We start from the raw sequence: 20,262 nt of genomic DNA, 5'->3' as shown, positions 1-20,262 counted from the left end.
TCTTTGACCTGGATTCGCCGTGCCGACCGACTACACCGAAACGACCACTACCGAGGACCTGTCCGACGTCGATGACATTCGTTCCAAAACGGCCGGGGGCAAAAGGCTCGCCTACGATTTGACCGACCCGTTTTCCAGAATGACGCCCATGAAAGAAGCGCACACGCCGACGCTGCGTACGTTCGCGCTGCTCGAACATCTGGTCGCCGCAGAGGGACCCGTGTCGCTTGCCGACATAGCAAACGACGTGGGCTTACCCAAGGCATCGCTGCATAGAATGCTGGCTACCCTTGAAGTGGGCGGCCTCGTCATTCGCGCGCCCGATCACAAGAACGCCTATGTCATCGGGCCTCGCCTTGCTCAACTGGGGCTTGGCGTGATGATGCACTCGGGCGCACGCCGCCTGCGTCATGCGATCCTCTCACGCCTCGTCGCCGATCTCGGCGAAACCTGCAACCTGACCATGCTTCACGGGGCGCAAGTGCTCTATCTCGACAGGATGGAAGCACCGTGGCCGCTGCGTCTCGATCTGAAACCCGGCTCTCATGTACCCGTCTATTGCAGCGCAAGCGGCAAGCTGTTGCTTGCGATGCAGCCGCGCGAACAACGCAGCGCGATCGTTCGCGCGCTGAGACTTGAACGCCTCACGCCGAACACCATCACCGACGCTGAACTGCTCGACGCCGAACTCGACCGGACCGCGCACAAGCGCATCGCTGTCGACAATGAGGAGTTCGTAGTCGGCATCGTTTGCGTGGCTGCGCCTGTGATGGACACAAACGACCACTGCATTGCGGCGATCGCCGTGCATGCCCCCGTCTCGCGGGCGCCGCTCTCGCGGGCGCTCGAATTCGTCCCGAGGATGCAAGAAGCTGCACGAGAGCTTGTGAAGACTTTTTAGCGCATCTGAGTGCCTGAAAATAGTGACACGGCTTCGCCTAGGAAAGTGACATGCGCGTGCTGGTATTCAAGGATCGATGCAGTCGAGTGATACAAATCGAATTCGACGATGAAGGCACATGCGCGACAGCGTTTCATCGCAATCGGCAGGTCGGTGAATTGCGTCTGGACAGAGATACCTACACAAACGCAATACCAGCAACGCTGCTGGACCTGAAGATCGAACCGGCCTATCAACGAAGCGGGATCGCTCATACCCTGCTTGCTTTCGCGTGCCGCGAAATGGGAGGGCCTGTCAGTGTCGACCAGGACACATGTCCATCGTCGCCTGCATTCGAATCGCTTTGCCGCCATCTCATGCTCGAAGGCGTGCTCGTCCCCATGTGACGCACTAAATTCCCCTGAGGATAAAAGACACATCGAACAATAGCCGCGCGTTCGATGCGCTCGCTGTGCAGCGGACAACCTGCATCGCTGGGATAATCGGGTTTTCTCTCTCGACTTTGAAAGGATCCACACGTGACCGAACCTGCAAACTCCTCTTCCGGCAGCCCCGTGCGCCGTGTCGCGTTTCTTGGCCTGGGCGTCATGGGTTATCCGATGGCCGGCCACCTTGCCAAAGCCGGTCTCGACGTCACGGTGTACAACCGAACGCATGCCAAGGCCGAACAATGGGTAGCCGAACACGGCGGACAAGCGGCGCGAACACCGCGCGAAGCCGCGTCGAAAGCAGACTTGGTGCTGGCGTGCGTGGGCAACGACGATGACCTGCGCAGCATCACGCTTGGCGCCGACGGCGCGTTCGCAGGCATGACCCCAGGCGCCGCCTTCGTCGATCACACGACTGCATCTGCCAACGTTGCGCGTGAACTGGCGGAGATCGCGGACGCACGCGGGCTAGCCTTCATCGACGCCCCCGTGTCTGGCGGCCAGGCAGGCGCGCAGAACGGCAAGCTGACCATCATGTGCGGTGGCGCCAAGCATGTCTTTGAGCGTATCCACACCACCCTCGATCACTACGCAACGGCCGTTACGTTGATCGGCCCGGCCGGCGCGGGGCAACTCGCCAAGATGGTCAACCAGATCTGCATCGCCGGCCTGGTTCAGGGTTTGTCCGAGGCCGTTAATTTCGGCCAGTTGTCGGGCCTCGACATGCCGCTCGTACTCGATGTCATCGGCAAAGGGGCGGCAGCAAGCTGGCAGATGGACAATCGCGGCAAGACCATGATCGACGGCAAGTTCGACTACGGCTTTGCCGTCGACTGGATGCGCAAGGACCTGGGCTTCTGTCTCGACGAAGCGAAGCGCAACGGCGCTTCCCTGCCCGTGACCGCGCTTGTCGACCAGTTCTACGGCGACATACAGGCGCTTGGCGGCAGTCGCTTCGATACATCCAGCTTGATCTGGCGCCTGCGCAAACTCAAGAGCTGAATTCAAGCGCTGCAATTCACTTGCGCCAGCGCAACGGCCGGCGCAGGTGATGCCGCTCCAGGCGCAGGCCGGGTGCTGATTGCAGGAATGCGGGAATGCCGCCAAGCGAACCGGCCTCGGTACGCTCGCGATCCTCGTCGGCATCGACCGTGTTCAGCGGGTTGATGAACAATGCCGCCACCATGCCCACTGCAAGCAAGCACGCCGAGATGGTGAACGGCACGTTGTAGCTGCCCGTTGTTTCGATCAGGTAACCGAACACAACCGGCGACACCATGCCCGCTACGCCAAAGCCGGTGTTCATCATGCCGCCGGCGGTGCCCGCATACTTGCCCGCAATATCGAGCGGCAGTGTCCAGAGAACGGGATTGGTAATCTCAAGAAAGAAGAACGACGCCGACAGGAACAGCACGGCCGTCACCGGATTCGCGGTACTAACCATAGGCATCAGGAATGCGAGCGAGCCGCCTAATCCAACCACCAGCACGGAACAACGTGCGAAGCGCAACCGGCCAGTCATCTTGAAGATCTTGTCGGACAGCGTCCCGCCTAGCGTATCGCCTATCACGCCCGCCAGCAGCGGCAATGCCGTGAAGAGCGCGAGTTGCTTGAGATCGAATCCCCGCGACTCCTTGAGATAAGACGGCAACCACGTCAGGTAGACCCACAGCAACCAGCCGTAGCAAAAATCAACGAAAGTCACCAGCCACATGCGGTGCATCAGCTTTCGCCACGGTGTCGCGCAATGTTTGGCACGGTCGCAGTCGCCCACGTGATAGCCAATCTCCGCCGTCTCTTGCGGCGTGATACGACGGTGCTGCTCAGGAGAGTTCGTGAACACGAACAGATAGAGCACGGTCCACGCAAGACTCGCGATGCCGAGCAGAATGAAAGCATCGCGCCATCCGCCTGTTGCTACCACGGCCAGCACGAGCGGCGGCGTCACGGCCCCGCCGAGGCGGGCGAAGCTATGAGTGATCCCTTGCGCGAATCCGCGCTCGGCGACAGGCATCCAGTAGGTAAAGGCACGAGTCGCTGTCGGAAATGCACCGCCCTCGCCCACGCCAAGCATGAAGCGCAAGCCGACTAGCATCGCCACGCTGCCGGCAAAGCCGGTCGCAAGTGTCGCAACGCCCCAGATGAGCGAAAGCACCGTGAGCACGCGCTTGGGTCCGTACCTGTCGGCAAGCCAGCCACCGACGATCTGCATGACGGCATACGGATACGCGAACGCGGAGAACACGAGGCCGAGCTGCCCCGAAGTCAATCCCATCTCATGCCGGATGATGGGACCGGCCACCGCAATGTTCACCCGGTCGATGTATGAGATGAAATACATCAGGCACATGACCGCGAGAATGATGTGACGCGTCTTGACGCGCCGCGGTTGCGTCGCTTGCTGTTCCATGCTGTCTCCTGTCTCTTCCATGTGACGTCTTTGACGTTCGTGATCGGTACTTCGGTGCGGCTTATTCCGTTTCGTGTTCTTGTGTCGAGGGCTTCCTTTGCGTGATGGGATATCGCCGAACTTTGCGGATCAGCTTTGCAGGAGCTTCAGCCGCTGCACCTTGCCCGACGGCCCGCGCGGCAGTTCATCGATCAGGCGAAATTCTTTCGGCGTCTTGAAGCGGCCGAGTTCGCGCAGGCAGTGATTCCTGAGATCGGCGAGATCCAGGGCGAGCGGACCATTCAGCATGCGCGGAACGACGAATGCGACGATCTCCTGCCCATACGCGGCATCCGGCAAGCCGACCGCCGCCGCATCAAGCACGCCCGGGTGCTTGAGCAACGCCTCATCGATTTCGCGCGGCGCAATGTTCTCGCCACCCTTGATAATCAATTCCTTCGAGCGGCCATTGATGTAGAAGTAACCCTCCGCGTCGCGGTAACCAAGGTCACCCGTGCGCAGCCAGCCGTCCTCCGTAAACGCCGCTCGCGTCTCTTCCGGGCGCTTGTAGTAGCCGCTCATCACCTGTTCCCCGCGCAACACAATCTCGCCGCATTCGTCGTTGGCACAATCGCGGCCTTGTGCGTCGATCACCCGCGCGCTCGCGCCGGATGGCAAGCCTATACTGCCGATCCGCCGTTTTTCAATCTCATATGGATTACTGAATACTGGAGCAGCGGTCTCTGTCATCCCCATCGTTTCAATCACGCCAACACCGAAACGCGTCTCGAATGCCCGGTGATGCTCGACCGGAAGCGCCGCCGACGCACTGCGGCAGAACTTGAGCGCGGACAGGTCGAAGGTGTGATCGTCCTGCTGGTTGAGCAGATAAGCGACGATCGTCGGCACGACGTTGATCCAGGTGCAGCCGTGCCGCGTGACATCGCGCCAAAACGTTCGGGCGGAAAACCGCGGTGCTACGACGACGGAGCCGCCGTGATGCAACGGGGCCAGAAGCGTCACCACCAAGCCGTTGATGTGAAAAAGGGGCAACGAAGCGAGCACGCGATCGTCGGCAGTGAGCCGGTGCTCGGCTGTGATCGTGCGCGCGTTCACCACCAGGTTGTGATGCGTGAGGAGCACGCCTTTAGGCAGACCGGTCGTGCCGGAGGTGTACATCAGAAGCGCGACGTCTTCCGCACGCGGCGGATTTTCACTGACGGTAGCCAACTGCGAAGTAATAGGCCGCGTTGAAGGCTGCGTTGCAGCATCGGCGAGCGCGAGTTCCGGTGGTGCGAACACCGGTGCTTGAAGCGCGTCAGGCTCGGCGGTGATCACCAGGATCTCGCGGTTGAAACCTTCGTCGCGCAGCGCTGCAATGGCAGACGTAATCGCAGCTCGCGATTCCTCCGAGACAAATATTGCCCGAGTGTCGGAATGCTCGACGATATATCGCACCTGCGATGGCTGACACAGCAGGTTCAGGGGGTTCGCTACGAGCCCGCTGTACATCGCGGCGAGCAGCAGCGTGGCCGTCTGGATGCCGTTGCTCATGAAAACCGAGACCACATCGCCCGGCTTCAGCCCCACTTCGCGCAAGCGAACATCGAGCATCTGGCAAGCGTCACGCAATTCTCCGAACGTCAGCACGCCGGCGCGGCCAGCGTTAGAAGTTGTATTAGCGTCGTCGTCAGCGGGCGCAAGGAGGAAGGGTTTGTCGGGGAACTGAGCGGCGCGTTCGTCTATCAATGCGCGCAGTGTGGCGGGGGTGTTCATCGGCCGTACCTCCTGAAGAAATCGCCGAGCAGGTCGTCCATCTCCGGAACGCGCTCTTCGATGGGGTACGCAACCCGCGTGATGTTCAGGTAGTGTCGAAAGCCGAGGTTGTCTGAGAAATTATTGCGGCCCCAGGTGCCGCAACCCATCGACAGCGAAAAAGGCAGGCCGTTGTCGAAATTGCCCCCCGTTGCAAGGCAATGCGCCTGATTGGAGATAACGCGGGCAACCGGCAAGTTCATGCCGAGTTGAACGGCCTCGGCGGGATCGGCCGAATGCAGACCGACCGAGTGACCCGCGCCCATGTACGCGTAGATGCGCTGCACGACAGCGCCAGCGTCGTCGAAATCCCTCGCGCGGTAAACGGTCAGCACAGGTGAGAGCTTTTCGCCCGAGAACGGATGCTCCTCGCCGAATCCATCTTCCTCGACCATCAGGAAAGCGGGCGCCTTGGCCGCGACGTCGTCGAGACCTGCCAATCGCGCGATCTCAACTGCCGACTTCGCCGTGCAGTGCGCAGAGAGCTTGCCCCCCGTCCACATTGCCGCTTGCAGCCGTTCCTTTTGAGCAGCGTCGAGCAACACTCCGCCGTTTTCAGCGAGCGCTTTGAGTGCGCTCCGATACACCGCATCCACAATCACGACACTGTTTTCAGACGAACAACTGGTGGCGTTATCGAAGGTCTTGGAGAGACGGATTTTCCGCGCCGCATCATTCAGATCCGCCGATGCAGCAACAATCGACGCCACGTTGCCCGCACCTACGCCGAACGCGGGCGTGCCGCTCGTGTAAGCCATCCGAACGTTGGCCTGCGATCCCGTCGCGACCACGAGATCACACTGCCGCAAGAGCGCAGCCGTCGCCGCCTTGGTGATCGGCGGCGGCAGTACCTGAACGAGATCGGGGGACAAACCCGCCTTGGCGAATTGCGCGTGGATAAATTCGATCAGCAACGCGCACGACGAATACCCCTTCGGCGATGGCGCAACGATTACTGCGTTGCCGCATTTCAGCGCATTGATGATCTTGTTGGCTGGCGTGGCGGCCGGATTGGTCGAAGGCGTAATCGCCGCGACCACGCCCACCGCCCGCGCGATCTCGACAATCCCTGTGGCTGAATCCTCGCTGATCACACCGCAGGTTTTGGCATCGTGCAGATCGCGCAAGAGACCGAGCGTCTTCCGATAGTTCTTGCGGAACTTGTCGTCGGCGTTGCCTAGCCGCGTGTCGCGTACGGCGAGATCCGCGAGTTGCCGGTTGCGCCCCGGCTCCATGATCGCCCACGCCGCCGCAGCGGCCGCCGCGTCCAGCACTTCCTGTCCCGCGTGTCCGAAGCCCTTCTGGGCCTCGCGCGCCCGTGCAACCCGTTCCGCCACGTCGTGCTCAACGCTACTGGCGACGGCGGCCGCCTCCACTTCTGCTGCCCTCATGTGTCCATTCATTACGCGTCGCTCCGGCTAAAATAATCACGATGATTTGCAATTTACTCAGCCACGCGCACGGCGAAGTCCCGTTTTCCGATCTATCGCTCGCTACCCCTCCCACAGCCGGGAAAAATGCAGTTTTCGGGACGTTTCGTAGTCCCGAAAAGCGATAAAATCGATACAGTTTCTTCATAAAAAATTTACGGCGTTCAGGAGACGGAATGTCGACGTCCAATCAATCCAACGCAGCCGCCGTGCGTGCGTTTCGGGTACTCGAAACCCTGGCCCAGGCGGGCCGCCCTCTTTCGATGACCGATCTCGTCGATGCACTCGCGCTGCCCAAGCAGACCGTGCATCGCATCCTGGTGCAGCTGACGGATGCATACCTCATCACGCGCGGCGCGGGCGATCGGTTGTATGAATGTTCGCCGCGCGTGCGCATGCTCGCGGTCAACGTGCTGATGCATGCCGGTCCCGCAGCAGCACGCCATGCGCTACTCGAACAACTGGTGGAAAAGATCGGGGAGACGTGCAACCTGACAATGTTGTCGGGTAACGACGTGGTCTATGTCGACCGCGTGGAGACGGAGTGGCCGTTGCGCATGCATTTGCAGCCGGGTTCGCACGTGCCCCTGCACTGCTCGGCAAGCGGCAAGCTGCTGCTGAGCTTCATGCCCCGCGAACGGCGCGAGCGGATGATCGAGACACTGCCGTTACGCGCCTACTCGGAGCGGACCATTATTGACCGCGACGCTTTGCGTAAGGAACTGAGCACGACGCGCCGGCGCCTGCTCGCGATCAACAACCAGGAGCACTTGCAGGGACTGATCGCCATCGCGGTGCCGGTGATGCTTGATCGCAATCGAGCATGCGCTGCCATTGCCGTGCAGGCGCCAATCGGCCGGGTCGCGCTCGACGACCTGCTCGCGTTCGTGCCCGACCTGCGTCTCGCCGCAGAAGAAACGGCGAAGACATTCCATGATTGATTGACGTTGACTAACAACCCCGGACCCCGGACCCCGTGCGCCAAAAGCGACGCGCGGGCTACCGTGGATCATTCAGACGCTCAGTGTGCTCGAGTGACCGCGTCGAAGGTGTCCGCACGCGGTTCCATCTTGTGCGCGCACCACGCCGACAACAGCGCGGACAGCACTACATAGGCGCATACGGCCCAAGGCTTGCCATCGTTCAGACGCAGGAGCGCGGTTGCGATGATCGGCGTGAGGCCGCTCGCGAAGATTCCCGAGAACTGATACACGAACGAGATACCGGTGTAGCGGACTTCGGCATCGAACAACTCAGCAAACAGCGCCGCTTCCGGACCGTAGACCATTGCATAAAAGATACCGAACGGGATCACGATCGCGAGCCAGATGATCGTCGTGTTGCCAGCTTGATTTTCCATCAGCCAGAATGCCGGCAGCACTGAGAGGCCGCAAATCAGGGAGCCCCACCGGTACACGCGCGTGCGGCCCAGCAGGTCCGACATCTTGCCGAACAGCGGGATGAAAAAGCACATCACGATGGCGGCCATCATGACGCCCGTGAGCGCCTCAGTCCGACTCATTGCAAGATGCTGCGTGAGATAGCCGATCATGAACACGGCGAAGATGTTGAAGAAGACGCCGTCAATCCAGCGTGCGCCCATGCCGAGCAGCACAGAACGGCGATACCGCGTGATCATGTCAATGAACGGAACCTTCACGTCGCGCCGGGTACGCTTGAGCGCCAGGAATTCAGGTGTCTCCATGACTTTGACGCGGATATACAGGCCGATCACCACCAGCGCGAGCGACATGGCAAACGCGAGCCGCCAGCCCCACGAGAGAAACGCGCTCTCCGGCAGCAACTTCGAGATGGCGGCAACCACACCCGACGCGAGGCACAAACCAATCGACAAACCAATCTGCGGCAGGCTCGCGTAGAGCCCGCGCCGATTAGGCGGCGCATATTCATAAGCCATCAGCACGGCCCCGCCCCACTCTCCGCCAAGCCCGATGCCCTGCAGCACGCGCAAAGCGAGCAGCAGGATCGGTGCCCAGATGCCTATCTGCGCGTATGTCGGCACGAAGGCCACGCCCGCGGTCGAGACGCCCATGATGATGAGCGTGCAGATGAGCGCGGATTTGCGACCGACCTTGTCGCCGAAGTGGCCGAAAATAATGCCGCCGAGCGGTCGCGTGACGAAGCCGACAGCGAACGTGCCGTAGGCAAGCATGGTAGAGACGAGCGGGTCGTGTGCCGGAAAATACAGCTTGTTGAATACGATGCCTGCCACGACGCCGTACAGGAAAAAATCGTACCACTCGACGGTGGCTCCGATGACGCTCGCGAATGCAACGCGGCGGATGACCTTGTTATCGACTGCCATTCTGTCTTCTCCGATGGATGGTCGAGCGGCGACCTCAGCGTGTCGCCCGACGCAATGCCCCAAAACCTGTCTCCTGCGGGGCACGAATTACCCGGTATGCATGCTGTGTTATCAACTTTGTATCAGCGATGCGGACCGGGCTCGTTTTTACTTCTGATGCAACAACGGATCACACCGTTCACTGCAGCTTCAATGCGGCGCCAAGGCTTCTTCGAGAGGCGCGGTCCTGGAACGGTCGTCGGCGCGGGCATCGGCGAGAATCATGTCCGATGCCTTTTCGGCGACCATCACGATCGGCACGTTGGTGTTGCCCGAGACCAGCGTCGGCATGATCGAGCAGTCGATCACGCGCAACCCGCGTGTGCCGTAGACGCGCAGCCGCTCGTCGACCACGGCAAGCGGATCGCTCGCCACGCCCATCTTGGCCGTCCCCGACGGATGAAAGATCGTCTGGCCGTATTCGCGGCAAAACTGCAGTAGTTCGTCGTCGGTCTGCGCATCGGCGCCGGGACGCACTTCGCGTTTCATGAGCGATGCCATCGGCTGCGCGGCGGCAATCCGGCGCGCGAAGCGCACGCCTGCAACAGTCGTGCGGCGGTCGAGATCCGTCGAGAGATAGTTCGGCTGCATCGACGGCGCGTCGCGCATGTCGTTCGTGCGAATGCGCAAGACGCCTCGAGACTCCGGCCGCAGCTGACAGATTGAATACGTGCAGCCGGGAAACGAGTGAACGTCGCCGCCGGCGGAGTCGGCGGAGAGCGTTGAAAAATGGAACTGGATGTCGGGGGTCTTAGCCTCGTCGGGCAACGCACGGCAGAACAAACCACCCTGGTTGATGCCAACAGCAAGCGGCCCTTCGCGAAACAACGCCCATTGCAGGCCCATCTTCGCGCGGCCTCGCCAGGAATGCAGCAGGTTGTTGGTCGAGATCGGCCGCGTGACTTCGTAGATCAGCCGCACTTGCAGATGATCCTGAAGATTCTCGCCGACACCCGGCCGGTTCGCGACCACCGGAATGCCGAACTCGCCGAGCAGCTTGGCCGGCCCCACGCCCGAGACCTGCAGCAATTGCGGTGATTGAAGCGCACCGGCCGCAAGCAGCACCTCGCGGTTGGCGCGCACCTCTTGCATCTGGCCATGCTGCAAGTAGCGGATGCCGGCGGCACGCGTGCCTTCGAAAATGATCTTCGAAGCAAGTGCGTCGGTTTCCACGTGCAGGTTCGGACGCCGCCGCGCCGGCTTCAAGTAGGCCACCGCGGTCGAGCAACGCCAGCCCTTTCTCGTCGTCAGTTGGTAGTAACCAACCCCTTCTTGATCCCCGCTATTGAAATCATCGACGGTGGGCACGCCGGTCTTGTTCGATGCAGCAATGAACGCGTCCACGAGCTCGTGACGCTGCTTGATCGTGGAGGCCCATAGCGGTCCGTCTACGCCGCGAGTCGGCGACGCCCCCAACTCATTGTGTTCAAGGCGCCGGAAGTACGGCAGGCACTCCTGCCAGCTCCAGCCCCGGTTTCCCAGCGCACTCCAGTGGTCGTAGTCATTCTTCTGACCACGCACGTAGATCAGCCCGTTGATCGAACTGCTGCCCCCAAGTGTGCGTCCACGCGGCCAGTACAACTGACGATCATTCATGTTCGGGTCGGGGTCAGTCTTGAAGCCCCAGTTGTAGACCGGATGAAACATGGTCTTGCCGTAGCCGATGGGAATATGAATCCAAAGATACCGGTCAGGCGGACCGGCTTCAAGCAGGCACACCGAGTAGCGGCCGTTTTCCGAGAGGCGGTTGGCGAGGACACAGCCGGCCGATCCGGCGCCGACGATGACATAGTCAAAACTCCGTGCCATTACTGATGCCTCCCTTGTTTTCGTCTTTTGAATTTTTCGGTACGTTTCGTTGAAATTTATTGATAGTTCGTTCCGCCTTCAAGGAAATCCGGATACGATCGATGAAACCGGTTCAAAAAGAACCTTTTTGTTCCACTTTAAGGGCTGCGTTCAAGTGTTTATTCGGGTTCTCCCCGACCCGATTGCTCGCGTCGAACACCCTTCAGTCTTAATCAGAGGTGCCAATGAAAGACACCGTGAGCCCCGCGTCAAATGCTGCTCCAGATGCCCGGTCAATGACGGCTTCAAACGCCGCCTCCCATGCTGCCATGCAACAGGAACAGCCTCCCGAGGACACTCGCGTTTTGCGGGCGCTCATTGTGGTCGAGCACCTTGCCGCGGCCGGACAACCGTTTTCACTGTCGCAACTGTCTGCGCGCCTGCATATCCCGAAGGCGACCTTGACGCGCATGATCGAGTCGCTGGAAGCACTGGGCTATGTCACACACATACCGGATTCGCGCGGTGCGGACCGAGGCATAACGCTCGGTCCGCGCGCCACCCAGCTCGCACTGACCATGCTCGCGAACAGCACGTTTACCCGCTCCTGCCGCGCGTTGCTGCGCGGACTGGTCGATGTGCTCGGAGAGAGCTGCAACCTGACCGTGCTCGACGGCGACGCCGTGCTCTACGTCGAGCGTGTGGAGACGAATGAACCCCTGCGCCTGCACATGCAGCCCGGCATGTGCGTGCCGCTGCATTGCACGGCGAGCGGCAAGCTGTTCCTGTCGCAGATGGCGCCCGGCGAACGCGCGCGCATCCTCGCCCGGATGCAACTCAAGGCGCACACGTATCGCACGTTCACCGACTCGACCCTGCTCGGTGCGGAACTTGACCGGCTGGCTTCACGGGGTCTGGGTATCGATAATGAGGAATTCGTACGAGGGATGGTCGCGGTCGCCGTGCCCGTGCGCGAGCCCGGCGGTAGAGGCGTGTTGGCTTCGCTTGCCGTGCATGCGCCGACCGCACGGGCAAGCCTCGACGACCTGCTCAAGAACGTGCCGAAACTCAAGGAAACTGCGGCGCGCCTCGCCCCCTTGCTTCATGCGGACGCAACGCCGCAACGGTAGCGGCATGACGATGAAGCACGCTCCATGAGCGCCGTCCCTGCCACTGCTGCGCTAAGACCGGAATGGGGCGATATCGAAAACCGGAATGGTTCCAGTCAGGAATTGCACCCTGAAATCAAGCTGGGCCATCCCGTAGGGCGTTTCTGTACAATGGTCATCATCTATTTTTCGGAACGGCTGCGATGACTACTGCTGATACACCGACATTGCGTGCCTTCGCGCTGCTCGAGCATCTTGTCAATGCGGAAGGTCCCGTGTCGCTGGCTGACATCGCGCAAGATGTCGATCTGCCGAAGCCATCGCTGCACCGCATGCTGGCGTCCCTGGAAGCGGGCGGCCTCGTGATCCGCGATCCGGGCCACAAGAACGCCTATGTGATCGGGCCGCGCCTGGCGCAGCTCGGCTTGGGCGTTGTCATGCACTCCGGCGCACGGCGCCTGCGGCACGCCATTCTCGGGCGGCTGGTGGCGGACCTTGGGGAAACCTGCAATCTCACGATGCTGCACGAAACCGAAGTGCTGTATCTGGACCGCATGGAAGCGCCCTGGCCGCTGCGGCTCGACCTCAAACCCGGATCGAAAGTGCCGGCGTATTGCACTGCCAGCGGCAAATTGCTGCTGGCCATGATGCTCTCGCGCGAGCAGCGTTCGGCGCTCGTGCGCGCGCTCAAGATCGAACGCTTCACGCCGAACACCATCACCGACCCCGAAATGCTCGAGGCCGAACTCGACCGCACCGCGCACAAGCGCGTTGGCATCGACAACGAGGAATTTCTCGCGGGCATAGCCTGCGTCGCGGTGCCCGTGATGAACAAGGACGGCATGAGCATTGCCGCCATCGCCGTGCATGCGCCGGTCTCCCGTGCGCCGCTGTCCCGCTCGCTCGAATTCGTGCCGCGTTTGCAGGAAGCGGCGCGGGAACTGGCAAACACGTTCTAGGCGGCTCGTCGATACAACAGGCGCCCGAAGGCCGTCGTACCAGCCGGAGGCCCGCCTGAACCGCGTGCGGCACGCCATTGCCGCCCGTTGCCGCCCATCGGCGCGCTCAGGCGGTCTGCTTTGGGCGTTCCTTGCGAAACGCGCGTTTTACCGCAATCAGGCCGTCGCGGAACTCGAAGAGATCGCAGCCTTCGGCCTCAATCCGCCAGCCCTCTGCATGCGTACCCGTAAAGACCCATTCCGATACACCCCGTTCACCCGCTACGTAGTGTCGGCCGTGTCCCCAATGAGCATCGGGGAAAGTCTTGAAGACCGCTTCAAAGGCCGCTCGCACGGCTGCGCGGCCTTTGAAGCGAGTGCCGTGGATATCGTTTCCACCGGCGGCATCGAAGACGCAGTCTTCAGTCATGAAGCCCATCAGCGCAGCAGCGTCGTGACGGTTGAAGGCATCGGAAAAGGCCGCAAGCGTGTCGGCCGTCACTTCGGATCTCGCGGTGAGCGTGTCTGTCATACGTGTCTCCTGTCAGATAACTGGCGTTGCCGCACGCCAATGATGAAATCGGCAATGACTGCGGCAAGTTTCATCGACACGTTAAATAACTCTCGCGCCCCGCGGTAGCGCCAGTCGAGCAGACTCGCTTGGGCCAGCGCCCGCCCCAAGCGCTCACGCCTGCGGACATTGCGCACGCACGAGCTCCGCCAGCGCGCGCACACCGGGTTCGATCTTTTCGATCTTGATCGCCGAAAAACCCATCCGGAAGCATTGGCGCTGCTCCAGCCCCTCCATGAAAAACACGCTGCCCAGTTCGATCAGGATGCCGTGCGCCTCGGCTTCAGCCGCGAGACGCGTTGCGTCAAGCCACGGCGGACCTTCGACCCAGCACGAGGAGCCACCTGTAATCCGCGCGTGCCGGACTTCCGGCAGATGGGTGTCGAGCGCAGCCTTGAGCGCCTCTGCACGCTCCTTGTAGGCGAAGGCGAGCCGCCGCAGCAACGCATCGTGATGACCCAGCGAAAGGAAGGTCGCGAACGCGCGCTGAATATACGCAGCCGGATGACGCACCATCAGCCGCCGCAACGCCCGCAACTCACGAATCAGGTCACGCGGACCCACCACGTAACCAAGCCGCAAGCCCGGGGCGAAACTCTTCGACAAACTGCCCACGTAGAGCACGCGGTCGGCGGTATCGAGGCTCTTGAGCGCAGGATGCGGTCCACCGGAGAAATTATTCTCGCTCTCGTAGTCGTCCTCGATCACAACAAAGTCATGCTTCTGCGCCAATTCGAGGAGCGCGTGCCTGCGTTCGAGCGGCAAGGTCGCCGTGGTCGGGCACTGATGGCTCGGCGTCACGTACACGTAGTCGCATTGCGCAAGCAGATGGGCATCGGCGACCGGACGCACGCCGCCTTCATCGAGCGGCAACGGCAGCAGCGGCGCGTTGCGATTCAGGAAAATATTGCGTGCATCCGGATAGCCGGGGTTCTCGAAACCAATCGTCGTGCGCTCGTTCGCCAGCAAGTCGGCGATCAGATAGAGCGCCTGCTGTGCGCCCATCGTGACGACAATTTCGTCGGGCATCGCAAAGACACCGCGCCGCGGCAGCACCCGCGTACGAATCTGCTGGATCAGCGTGTCGTCGTCGCGTTCGATCAGGTCCGGCGCCCAGTTGCGGATCTCCATGACGGAGAGCGCCTTCATGCAGCACTCGCGCCAGTCGCTCGTTGGAAAGAGTGTTTGATCGAACTGGCCGTAAATAAAAGGAAACTCGTAGTTCTGCCAACTCGCCTGCTTGACGATATTGCGCTGCAGGGACGGCAAGCGCGCAATGCGCTGGGTCCAGTCGGGTCTTCCCACCGCTTCGTTCGCCGCAACGGTTTGCGGCGGCACAAAGCCGTGCCGGCCTTCGAGCATGGCCGGATTGACGAAGTGCCCGCTGCGCTCGCGTGAGATCAGGTAACCCTCTTCCACCAACTGCTGATAGGCGAGCACGACCGTATTGCGGGCCACGCTCAACTGATCGGCCAGTTCGCGACTCGACGGCAACGCGGTATCGACGGACATCTGCCCGTCGAGAATGGCGGCCACCAGCATCTGCCGAATCTGCCCTTGCAGGCTGATATTGGATTCAGCCGAACGCTGGAACCGCTGCGACCACATTGCCGACGACATCCGGCTAGCCATATTTCCTCCCAGATTGATTAATGCAATTTAGCGCGACGAATGTGGACTCAACGATCGGCTGCGTCTGGTACTAACTCGCCCTATTTTTAGTTGACGATACTCGATTCGACCGTGTTCCCGCGATCGGGACATGCCCCGGTCGATCCGACAAGACTTGCGTGCATTGCACGCTGCCCGCCAGGAGATCCGCCATGCAACACGATAAACGATCAAAACAGTCACAACTTTCGCGGCGGTGGTTGGCCCGCCCGATGCATCGCGTCATTGCCGCCGCAACCGTGCTGGCGGCGTTCGTCACCATCGTGGTGCAACCCGCGCGGGCCGAGGACAAGGACAAGGAGGTCACCATCGCGTACCAGCAGATCGTCGATCCGTGGGTCGTGGCGATCGCCAATGGGTCCATCGAAAAGGAGACCGGCTACAAGATCAACTGGCGGCAGTTCGAGTCCGGCGCCAAGGTGGCGACAGCAATGGCATCGGGCGATGTGAAGGTTGGCGTTATCGGATCCAGCCCGCTTGCAGCCGCCGTGAGCCAGGGCGTCGATCTGCAGCTTTTCTGGATCCTCGACAATATCAACCAGGCCGAAGCAATGGTCGTGCGCAAAGGCTCCGGCGTGACGAAGCCAGCCGACCTGAAGGGCAAGACGATCGGGGTCCCGTTCGTTTCGACGACCCACTATCACACGATGTTCGCGCTTCAACACTGGGGCATCAACCCGTCGGACGTGAAAATCCTCAACATGCAGCCGAACCAGATCGTCGCGGCGTGGGAACGGGGCGACATAGACGCGGCGTATGTATGGAATCCGGCACTCGCGGAGTTGAAGAAAAGCGGCAAGGTGCTGATCACGTCGGGGGATCTGTCGAAGCTCGGCAAACCGACGTTTGACGGTATCGCGGTCGATCGCAAATGGGGTGAGGAACATAAGGACTTCATGGCAAAACTGGTGAAGGCAATTGCTGATGCCGACGATCAATATCGTAGCAATGCCGCGCAATGGAACGCGGGTTCACCGCAGGCGGCAGCCATTGCGAAGATGATCGGCGGGACGCCCGGCGACGTGCCCGAATCGCTCTCGCTCTATGCGTTCCCCTCGCTTGCCGACCAGGTGTCCGCGCAGTGGCTCGGCGGCGGAAATTCGGGTCGCGCGACGCTCGCGCTGAAGGACACGTCGACGTTCCTCAAGGACCAAAAGCGCATTGACGCAGTTGCTTCCGATTACTCGGGCTTTGTCACGCCCGAGTATGCGCAAGCCGCAATGAAGCTCAAGTGAACAACGTCATGGTCGTCGACCAGGGGGATACATGGAAAGCATGAAGATCACGAATGTCAGCGTCACGTTCCCAGGACGGCGTGCGGGCGAGAGCGTGCACGCGCTGGACAACATCAACCTGAAGATCGATTCGGGTGACCTGGTGGTCGCGCTGGGCGCGTCGGGTTGTGGCAAGACGACCTTGCTGTCGCTGATGGCAGGGTTCATCGCACCGACAACCGGAGAACTGCTGCTCGGGGGTGAGACTATCGCCGGGCCCGGAGCCGATCGCGGAGTGGTGTTTCAGAAACACGCATTGCTGCCGTGGCTGAACGTGATTGATAACGCGGAATTCGGGTTGAAGCTGCAGGGGGTTGCGAAGGCCAAGCGTCGCGAGATCGCCGTGCGCAATCTCGCACTCGTCGGGTTGCAGGACTTCCACAAGCATATGATCTATCAGTTATCCGGAGGAATGCAGCAGCGTGTGGGTATTGCCCGTGCCCTGACCTGCGACCCCGCCATGCTGTTGATGGATGAACCCATGGCCGCACTCGATGCACTCACCCGCGAGACCATCCAGGAGCTATTGCTCGACGTCTGGAAGAAGACCAACAAAATGTTCTTCTTCATCACCCATAGCGTGGAGGAAGCACTCTTTCTCGCCAGCCGCCTGATCGTCATGTCGCCGCGACCGGGGCGTATCACGCATACTTACGAGCTCGACTTCAACCGCCGGTTTCTCGACACCCGCGACGCCCGGGCTGTCAAATCGAGCCCTGACTTCATCGACATGCGCGAGCGCATACTCAGCATCATCTACGGCGACGAAAAAGCTCACGGCGCGGCGGCGGAGGTGGCTCATGTCTAGTTCGAAGTCGATTGACGCGCTACCTCGCCGCGACGTGACCATGAGATCCGACACTTCAGCCGAACCGCCGCAACGGCCGCGCCGCCGTGCACGTATTCTCGCCAAAAAGCCTGTCAAGCCCGGCGACTCGTTTGGTGTGCCAGGACAAGGCAGCAGCCTTGCCGCAAGCATGTTCAGCATCCTCGCGCTGTTCGGACTGTGGTTCGCAGTGACGAACCTGCACATGATCAAGCCGCTCTTCCTGCCTTCGCCACAGGCCGTTTATGCAAAATTCATCCTGGTGGCAACGGACGGCTTCGCCAACTCTACCCTGGCGCAACATACCGGCATCAGCCTGTTGCGCGTGTTCGGCGCCTTCGCGCTGGCGTGCCTGAGCGCCATACCCGTGGGGGTGATGATGGGTGTGTCACGGATTGCGCGCGGCCTGTTCGATCCGCCGATCGAGTTCTATCGTCCTCTGCCGCCGCTTGCCTACTTGCCGCTCATCATCATCTGGTTCGGCATTGGTGAATTCTCGAAGGTGTTCCTGATCTACCTCGCGATCTTCGCGCCACTGGCCATTGCGGCGCGAGCCGGGGTGCGTTCAGTGTCGATCGAGCAGATTCATGCGGCTTATTCGATGGGGGCATCGCGCACGCAAGTGGTGCTTTACGTGATTCTCAAATCCGCCATGCCGGAGATATTCACGGGCATGCGCATTGGCATTGGCGTAGGCTGGACCACGCTGGTCGCCGCCGAGATGGTGGCATCCACAAGCGGGCTGGGTTTCATGGTGCTCAATGCCGCCGAGTTTCTCGCAAGCGATGTCGTCATCATGGGCATTATCGTGATCGGATTCTTCGCGCTGTGTTTCGACATGCTGATGCGTTATGTAGAGCAGGTGCTCGTGCCCTGGAAGGGCAAGGTTTAGTCCTCGAACATGCCGCCGCTTCCGAGCGGTGGCATGTGGACTTAGCGATTTACCGGCACTGGTACTACTCGCCCTTATTTATGGCTTGCCATACTGGGTTCGTGCTGTTTGCGCTTACCGCGCACGCGATTCAACTGCGGATTGCCCGCACGCCACGCGAAGGGTTGTATCCAGAAAAGCCCGCCCGGGAATCCGCAACAAACGGGCAACATACGGGAGACGACATGCTCAAGCTTTTCATCGGGATCGGTATTCCCTATATAGGCGTCATCGGCCTGCTGCCGTGGGTTGCATCGGTCGACATGACCGTGCTGGGCGTGCCTTTCATCTACGCCTGGATCTTCGGATGGTTCGTGCTGACCTCGGGCTGCCTGATGCTCTGCTGGCGTCTGTTCGACTGCCATTTCGACGATGCACATCCCGACAACAACTGAAGGAGGATGACGGATGGCTACCGCCGTATTTCTAGGCTTCATCGTCTTTTCGCTCTACCTGGCGATCCGATCCAAATCAGGCCGCGGCCCGCAAAGCGTGCACGATTTCTTTGTTGCGTCGCGGCAGTTCGGCGCGTACCTCGTGTTCTTTCTCGCCGCGGGTGAGATCTACAGCATCGGCACGATGGTCGGCTTTCCCGGCGGTATCTACGCCAAGGGACCAACCTACGGCGTCTGGTTCCTCGGCTATATCCTGCTGGCGTATCCGGTCGGCTATTTTATTGGGCCAAAGATCTGGCAAGCGGGCAAACGCTATAACGCGATCACCCTGCCCGACCTGTTCAAAGGACATTTCCAGAGCCGCACGCTTGAACTCGTCGTGGCCGCGTCCGCCATTCTGTTCTTGCTGCCCTGGGGCCAATTGCAATTCACCGGGCTAGTGGCCGCGCTCAAGGGCCTCGGCTGGAATTTCCAGCCGTTCTATCTGATCCTGATATCGGCCATGCTTGCGTTCACGTACATCGCGATTGCGGGCGTGCGGGCATCGGCTTACATAGCCGTGTTGAAAGATATTCTCATGGTTGCCGCCATTGTTATCACTGGGGTCGCGGTCTCGGCGGAAGTCGGCGTCACCGAAGTCTTCCACGCAGCAAGCCTGCACGTCAGCAACCGAATGGACGCGCATCAGTTGACGTTCTCGATGAGCACCATGCTGTTCCAGTCACTCGGCTTCTATGTCATGCCCTTCGCGGTGCAGAATTTCTTCACGGCAAAAAGCGCGAACACGATCCGGCGTACGCAGGTCGCCATGCCGCTCTACATGCTGATGTATCCGTTTCTCGTGGTCGCCTCCTACTATGCGATCAGCCAGAACCTGCATCTTGCTTCGCCCAACGAGGCGTTCTTCGCAGCCGCGATCCGTTTGCTGCCGGGCTGGTTGCTGGGCCTTGTGGCCGCCGGCGCATCGCTGTCCGGACTGCTCGTGCTGGCCGGCATCTGCCTGTCCATTGGCCCGATCGTCACGCGCAACTTGCTGCCGAACATGCCCGAGAACAAGCAGAAAGCGAGTGCGAAAGTCGTGATCGTCATCTACCTGATCGTGTCGATCGTGATGACACTGCTGACGCCGAACCTCATGCTCACGCTCATCAACACCACGTACTACGGCGTCACCCAGTTCTTCCCCGGTGTTATCGCGATTCTGTTCGGACTTCGCGTACGGCCGGCCGCAATAGCTGCCGGCATGCTTACCGGACAAATCCTGGCGATCATCCTGTATGTTTTGCAGGTTGACCTGGGCGGCTTGAACCTGGGCCTTGGTTGCCTCGCCGTCAACGTTGCCGTGCTCGCTGTGGTACATCTGGCGATGAAGCGGCCTCACGTGCACGCTCTGTCCTGAGCGGCGCATCAACTGCCAATTTAACCAACGAG

General features: G+C 60.8%; 18 protein-coding genes. 11 read left to right on the top strand and 7 right to left on the bottom strand.

Features of this window, described 5'->3' with window-relative positions:
- Window positions 1-148: 148 nt before the first annotated feature.
- The 3 genes from BSU04_RS05405 (at window position 149) to BSU04_RS05395 (ending at window position 2,331) form a co-directional block, all read left to right on the top strand.
- A complete protein-coding gene (locus BSU04_RS05405) occupies window positions 149-901 on the top strand; it encodes an IclR family transcriptional regulator (protein ID WP_089159643.1) in 753 nt (250 codons plus the stop codon).
- Between the two features lie 50 nt (window positions 902-951).
- Complete coding sequence (locus BSU04_RS05400; RefSeq protein ID WP_089159626.1) at window positions 952-1,287, top strand: GNAT family N-acetyltransferase; 336 nt, start codon at window positions 952-954, stop codon at window positions 1,285-1,287.
- 132 nt (window positions 1,288-1,419) lie between these two features.
- A complete protein-coding gene (locus tag BSU04_RS05395) occupies window positions 1,420-2,331 on the top strand; it encodes an NAD(P)-dependent oxidoreductase (RefSeq protein ID WP_256982180.1) in 912 nt (303 codons plus the stop codon).
- Window positions 2,332-2,347: 16 nt separating this feature from the next.
- Here the strand turns inward: BSU04_RS05395 and BSU04_RS05390 are convergent, their stop codons facing one another.
- The 3 genes from BSU04_RS05390 to sauS all read right to left on the bottom strand — a co-directional run bounded on the left by BSU04_RS05390 (window position 2,348) and on the right by sauS (window position 6,924).
- Window positions 2,348-3,739, bottom strand: a complete 1,392-nt coding sequence (locus tag BSU04_RS05390) for an MFS transporter (RefSeq protein WP_089159625.1) — start codon at window positions 3,737-3,739, stop codon at window positions 2,348-2,350.
- Between the two features lie 129 nt (window positions 3,740-3,868).
- The gene (locus tag BSU04_RS05385; RefSeq protein WP_089159624.1) at window positions 3,869-5,494 is read right to left on the bottom strand and encodes an AMP-binding protein; all 1,626 of its coding nucleotides are present in this window, start codon (window positions 5,492-5,494) and stop codon (window positions 3,869-3,871) included.
- Complete coding sequence (sauS, locus tag BSU04_RS05380; protein ID WP_256982187.1) at window positions 5,491-6,924, bottom strand: acylating sulfoacetaldehyde dehydrogenase; 1,434 nt, start codon at window positions 6,922-6,924, stop codon at window positions 5,491-5,493. The genes BSU04_RS05385 and sauS overlap by 4 nt, the downstream gene beginning before the upstream one ends.
- A 215-nt stretch (window positions 6,925-7,139) precedes the next feature.
- Here sauS and BSU04_RS05375 point away from each other — a divergent pair, with 215 nt between their 5' ends.
- Window positions 7,140-7,904, top strand: a complete 765-nt coding sequence (locus BSU04_RS05375) for an IclR family transcriptional regulator (protein ID WP_089159622.1) — start codon at window positions 7,140-7,142, stop codon at window positions 7,902-7,904.
- A gap of 80 nt (window positions 7,905-7,984) precedes the next feature.
- Here BSU04_RS05375 and BSU04_RS05370 read toward each other — a convergent pair whose 3' ends face one another.
- Together BSU04_RS05370 and BSU04_RS05365 are read right to left on the bottom strand one after the other, a co-directional pair.
- Entirely contained in the window at window positions 7,985-9,289 is a 1,305-nt protein-coding gene (locus tag BSU04_RS05370) for an MFS transporter (protein ID WP_089159621.1), read from the bottom strand.
- Between the two features lie 189 nt (window positions 9,290-9,478).
- Window positions 9,479-11,137, bottom strand: coding sequence for a GMC family oxidoreductase (locus BSU04_RS05365; RefSeq protein ID WP_089159620.1), 1,659 nt, complete (start codon window positions 11,135-11,137; stop codon window positions 9,479-9,481).
- 275 nt (window positions 11,138-11,412) lie between these two features.
- On the opposite strand from BSU04_RS05365, the gene BSU04_RS05360 reads away from it, so the two are divergent.
- Both BSU04_RS05360 and BSU04_RS05355 read left to right on the top strand, forming a co-directional pair.
- Entirely contained in the window at window positions 11,413-12,246 is an 834-nt protein-coding gene (locus BSU04_RS05360) for an IclR family transcriptional regulator (RefSeq protein WP_256982178.1), read from the top strand.
- A 182-nt stretch (window positions 12,247-12,428) separates the two neighbouring features.
- Window positions 12,429-13,184: an IclR family transcriptional regulator gene (locus BSU04_RS05355; protein WP_089159618.1), complete on the top strand. Its 756-nt coding sequence runs from the start codon at window positions 12,429-12,431 to the stop codon at window positions 13,182-13,184.
- Between the two features lie 106 nt (window positions 13,185-13,290).
- On the opposite strand, the gene BSU04_RS05350 is transcribed toward BSU04_RS05355, so the two are convergent.
- On the bottom strand, window positions 13,291-13,695 hold the full coding sequence (locus BSU04_RS05350) for a nuclear transport factor 2 family protein (protein WP_089159617.1): 405 nt from the start codon (window positions 13,693-13,695) through the stop codon (window positions 13,291-13,293).
- 153 nt (window positions 13,696-13,848) lie between these two features.
- A complete protein-coding gene (gene pdxR, locus BSU04_RS05345) occupies window positions 13,849-15,366 on the bottom strand; it encodes a MocR-like pyridoxine biosynthesis transcription factor PdxR (RefSeq protein ID WP_089159616.1) in 1,518 nt (505 codons plus the stop codon).
- Window positions 15,367-15,617: 251 nt separating this feature from the next.
- Between pdxR and tauA the strand changes: the two genes are divergently transcribed.
- The 5 genes from tauA to BSU04_RS05320 all read left to right on the top strand — a co-directional run bounded on the left by tauA (window position 15,618) and on the right by BSU04_RS05320 (window position 20,230).
- Entirely contained in the window at window positions 15,618-16,640 is a 1,023-nt protein-coding gene (tauA, locus tag BSU04_RS05340; protein ID WP_089159641.1) for a taurine ABC transporter substrate-binding protein, read from the top strand.
- Window positions 16,641-16,671: 31 nt separating this feature from the next.
- Window positions 16,672-17,487 carry a taurine ABC transporter ATP-binding protein gene (locus tag BSU04_RS05335; RefSeq protein WP_089159615.1) on the top strand — a complete coding sequence of 272 codons (816 nt, stop codon included), beginning with the start codon at window positions 16,672-16,674 and terminating at the stop codon, window positions 17,485-17,487.
- Window positions 17,480-18,397, top strand: a complete 918-nt coding sequence (locus BSU04_RS05330; protein WP_089159614.1) for an ABC transporter permease subunit — start codon at window positions 17,480-17,482, stop codon at window positions 18,395-18,397. The genes BSU04_RS05335 and BSU04_RS05330 overlap by 8 nt, the downstream gene beginning before the upstream one ends.
- A gap of 224 nt (window positions 18,398-18,621) precedes the next feature.
- Window positions 18,622-18,831: a DUF3311 domain-containing protein gene (locus BSU04_RS05325; RefSeq protein WP_089159640.1), complete on the top strand. Its 210-nt coding sequence runs from the start codon at window positions 18,622-18,624 to the stop codon at window positions 18,829-18,831.
- 13 nt (window positions 18,832-18,844) lie between these two features.
- Window positions 18,845-20,230: a sodium:solute symporter family protein gene (locus tag BSU04_RS05320; protein ID WP_089159613.1), complete on the top strand. Its 1,386-nt coding sequence runs from the start codon at window positions 18,845-18,847 to the stop codon at window positions 20,228-20,230.
- The last annotated feature ends 32 nt before the right edge of the window (window positions 20,231-20,262 follow it).

Origin of the sequence: Caballeronia sordidicola (assembly GCF_002220365.1) — a bacterium.
Classification (GTDB): Bacteria; Pseudomonadota; Gammaproteobacteria; order Burkholderiales; family Burkholderiaceae; genus Caballeronia; species Caballeronia sordidicola_C.
This window is presented reverse-complemented; position numbering and strand designations above follow the sequence as displayed.

What these genes read in the sequence shown, in the direction of transcription:
- BSU04_RS05405 (WP_089159643.1), top strand. Translation starts at nt 149, where the DNA reads ATGAAAGAAGCGCACACGCCGACGCTGCGTACGTTCGCGCTGCTCGAA.
- BSU04_RS05400 (WP_089159626.1), top strand. Translation starts at nt 952, where the DNA reads ATGCGCGTGCTGGTATTCAAGGATCGATGCAGTCGAGTGATACAAATC.
- BSU04_RS05390 (WP_089159625.1), bottom strand. Translation starts at nt 3,739, where the DNA reads ATGGAACAGCAAGCGACGCAACCGCGGCGCGTCAAGACGCGTCACATC.
- BSU04_RS05385 (WP_089159624.1), bottom strand. Translation starts at nt 5,494, where the DNA reads ATGAACACCCCCGCCACACTGCGCGCATTGATAGACGAACGCGCCGCT.
- sauS (WP_256982187.1), bottom strand. Translation starts at nt 6,924, where the DNA reads ATGAGGGCAGCAGAAGTGGAGGCGGCCGCCGTCGCCAGTAGCGTTGAG.
- BSU04_RS05375 (WP_089159622.1), top strand. Translation starts at nt 7,140, where the DNA reads ATGTCGACGTCCAATCAATCCAACGCAGCCGCCGTGCGTGCGTTTCGG.
- BSU04_RS05370 (WP_089159621.1), bottom strand. Translation starts at nt 9,289, where the DNA reads ATGGCAGTCGATAACAAGGTCATCCGCCGCGTTGCATTCGCGAGCGTC.
- BSU04_RS05365 (WP_089159620.1), bottom strand. Translation starts at nt 11,137, where the DNA reads ATGGCACGGAGTTTTGACTATGTCATCGTCGGCGCCGGATCGGCCGGC.
- BSU04_RS05360 (WP_256982178.1), top strand. Translation starts at nt 11,413, where the DNA reads ATGACGGCTTCAAACGCCGCCTCCCATGCTGCCATGCAACAGGAACAG.
- BSU04_RS05355 (WP_089159618.1), top strand. Translation starts at nt 12,429, where the DNA reads ATGACTACTGCTGATACACCGACATTGCGTGCCTTCGCGCTGCTCGAG.
- BSU04_RS05350 (WP_089159617.1), bottom strand. Translation starts at nt 13,695, where the DNA reads ATGACAGACACGCTCACCGCGAGATCCGAAGTGACGGCCGACACGCTT.
- pdxR (WP_089159616.1), bottom strand. Translation starts at nt 15,366, where the DNA reads ATGGCTAGCCGGATGTCGTCGGCAATGTGGTCGCAGCGGTTCCAGCGT.
- tauA (WP_089159641.1), top strand. Translation starts at nt 15,618, where the DNA reads ATGCATCGCGTCATTGCCGCCGCAACCGTGCTGGCGGCGTTCGTCACC.
- BSU04_RS05335 (WP_089159615.1), top strand. Translation starts at nt 16,672, where the DNA reads ATGGAAAGCATGAAGATCACGAATGTCAGCGTCACGTTCCCAGGACGG.
- BSU04_RS05330 (WP_089159614.1), top strand. Translation starts at nt 17,480, where the DNA reads ATGTCTAGTTCGAAGTCGATTGACGCGCTACCTCGCCGCGACGTGACC.
- BSU04_RS05325 (WP_089159640.1), top strand. Translation starts at nt 18,622, where the DNA reads ATGCTCAAGCTTTTCATCGGGATCGGTATTCCCTATATAGGCGTCATC.
- BSU04_RS05320 (WP_089159613.1), top strand. Translation starts at nt 18,845, where the DNA reads ATGGCTACCGCCGTATTTCTAGGCTTCATCGTCTTTTCGCTCTACCTG.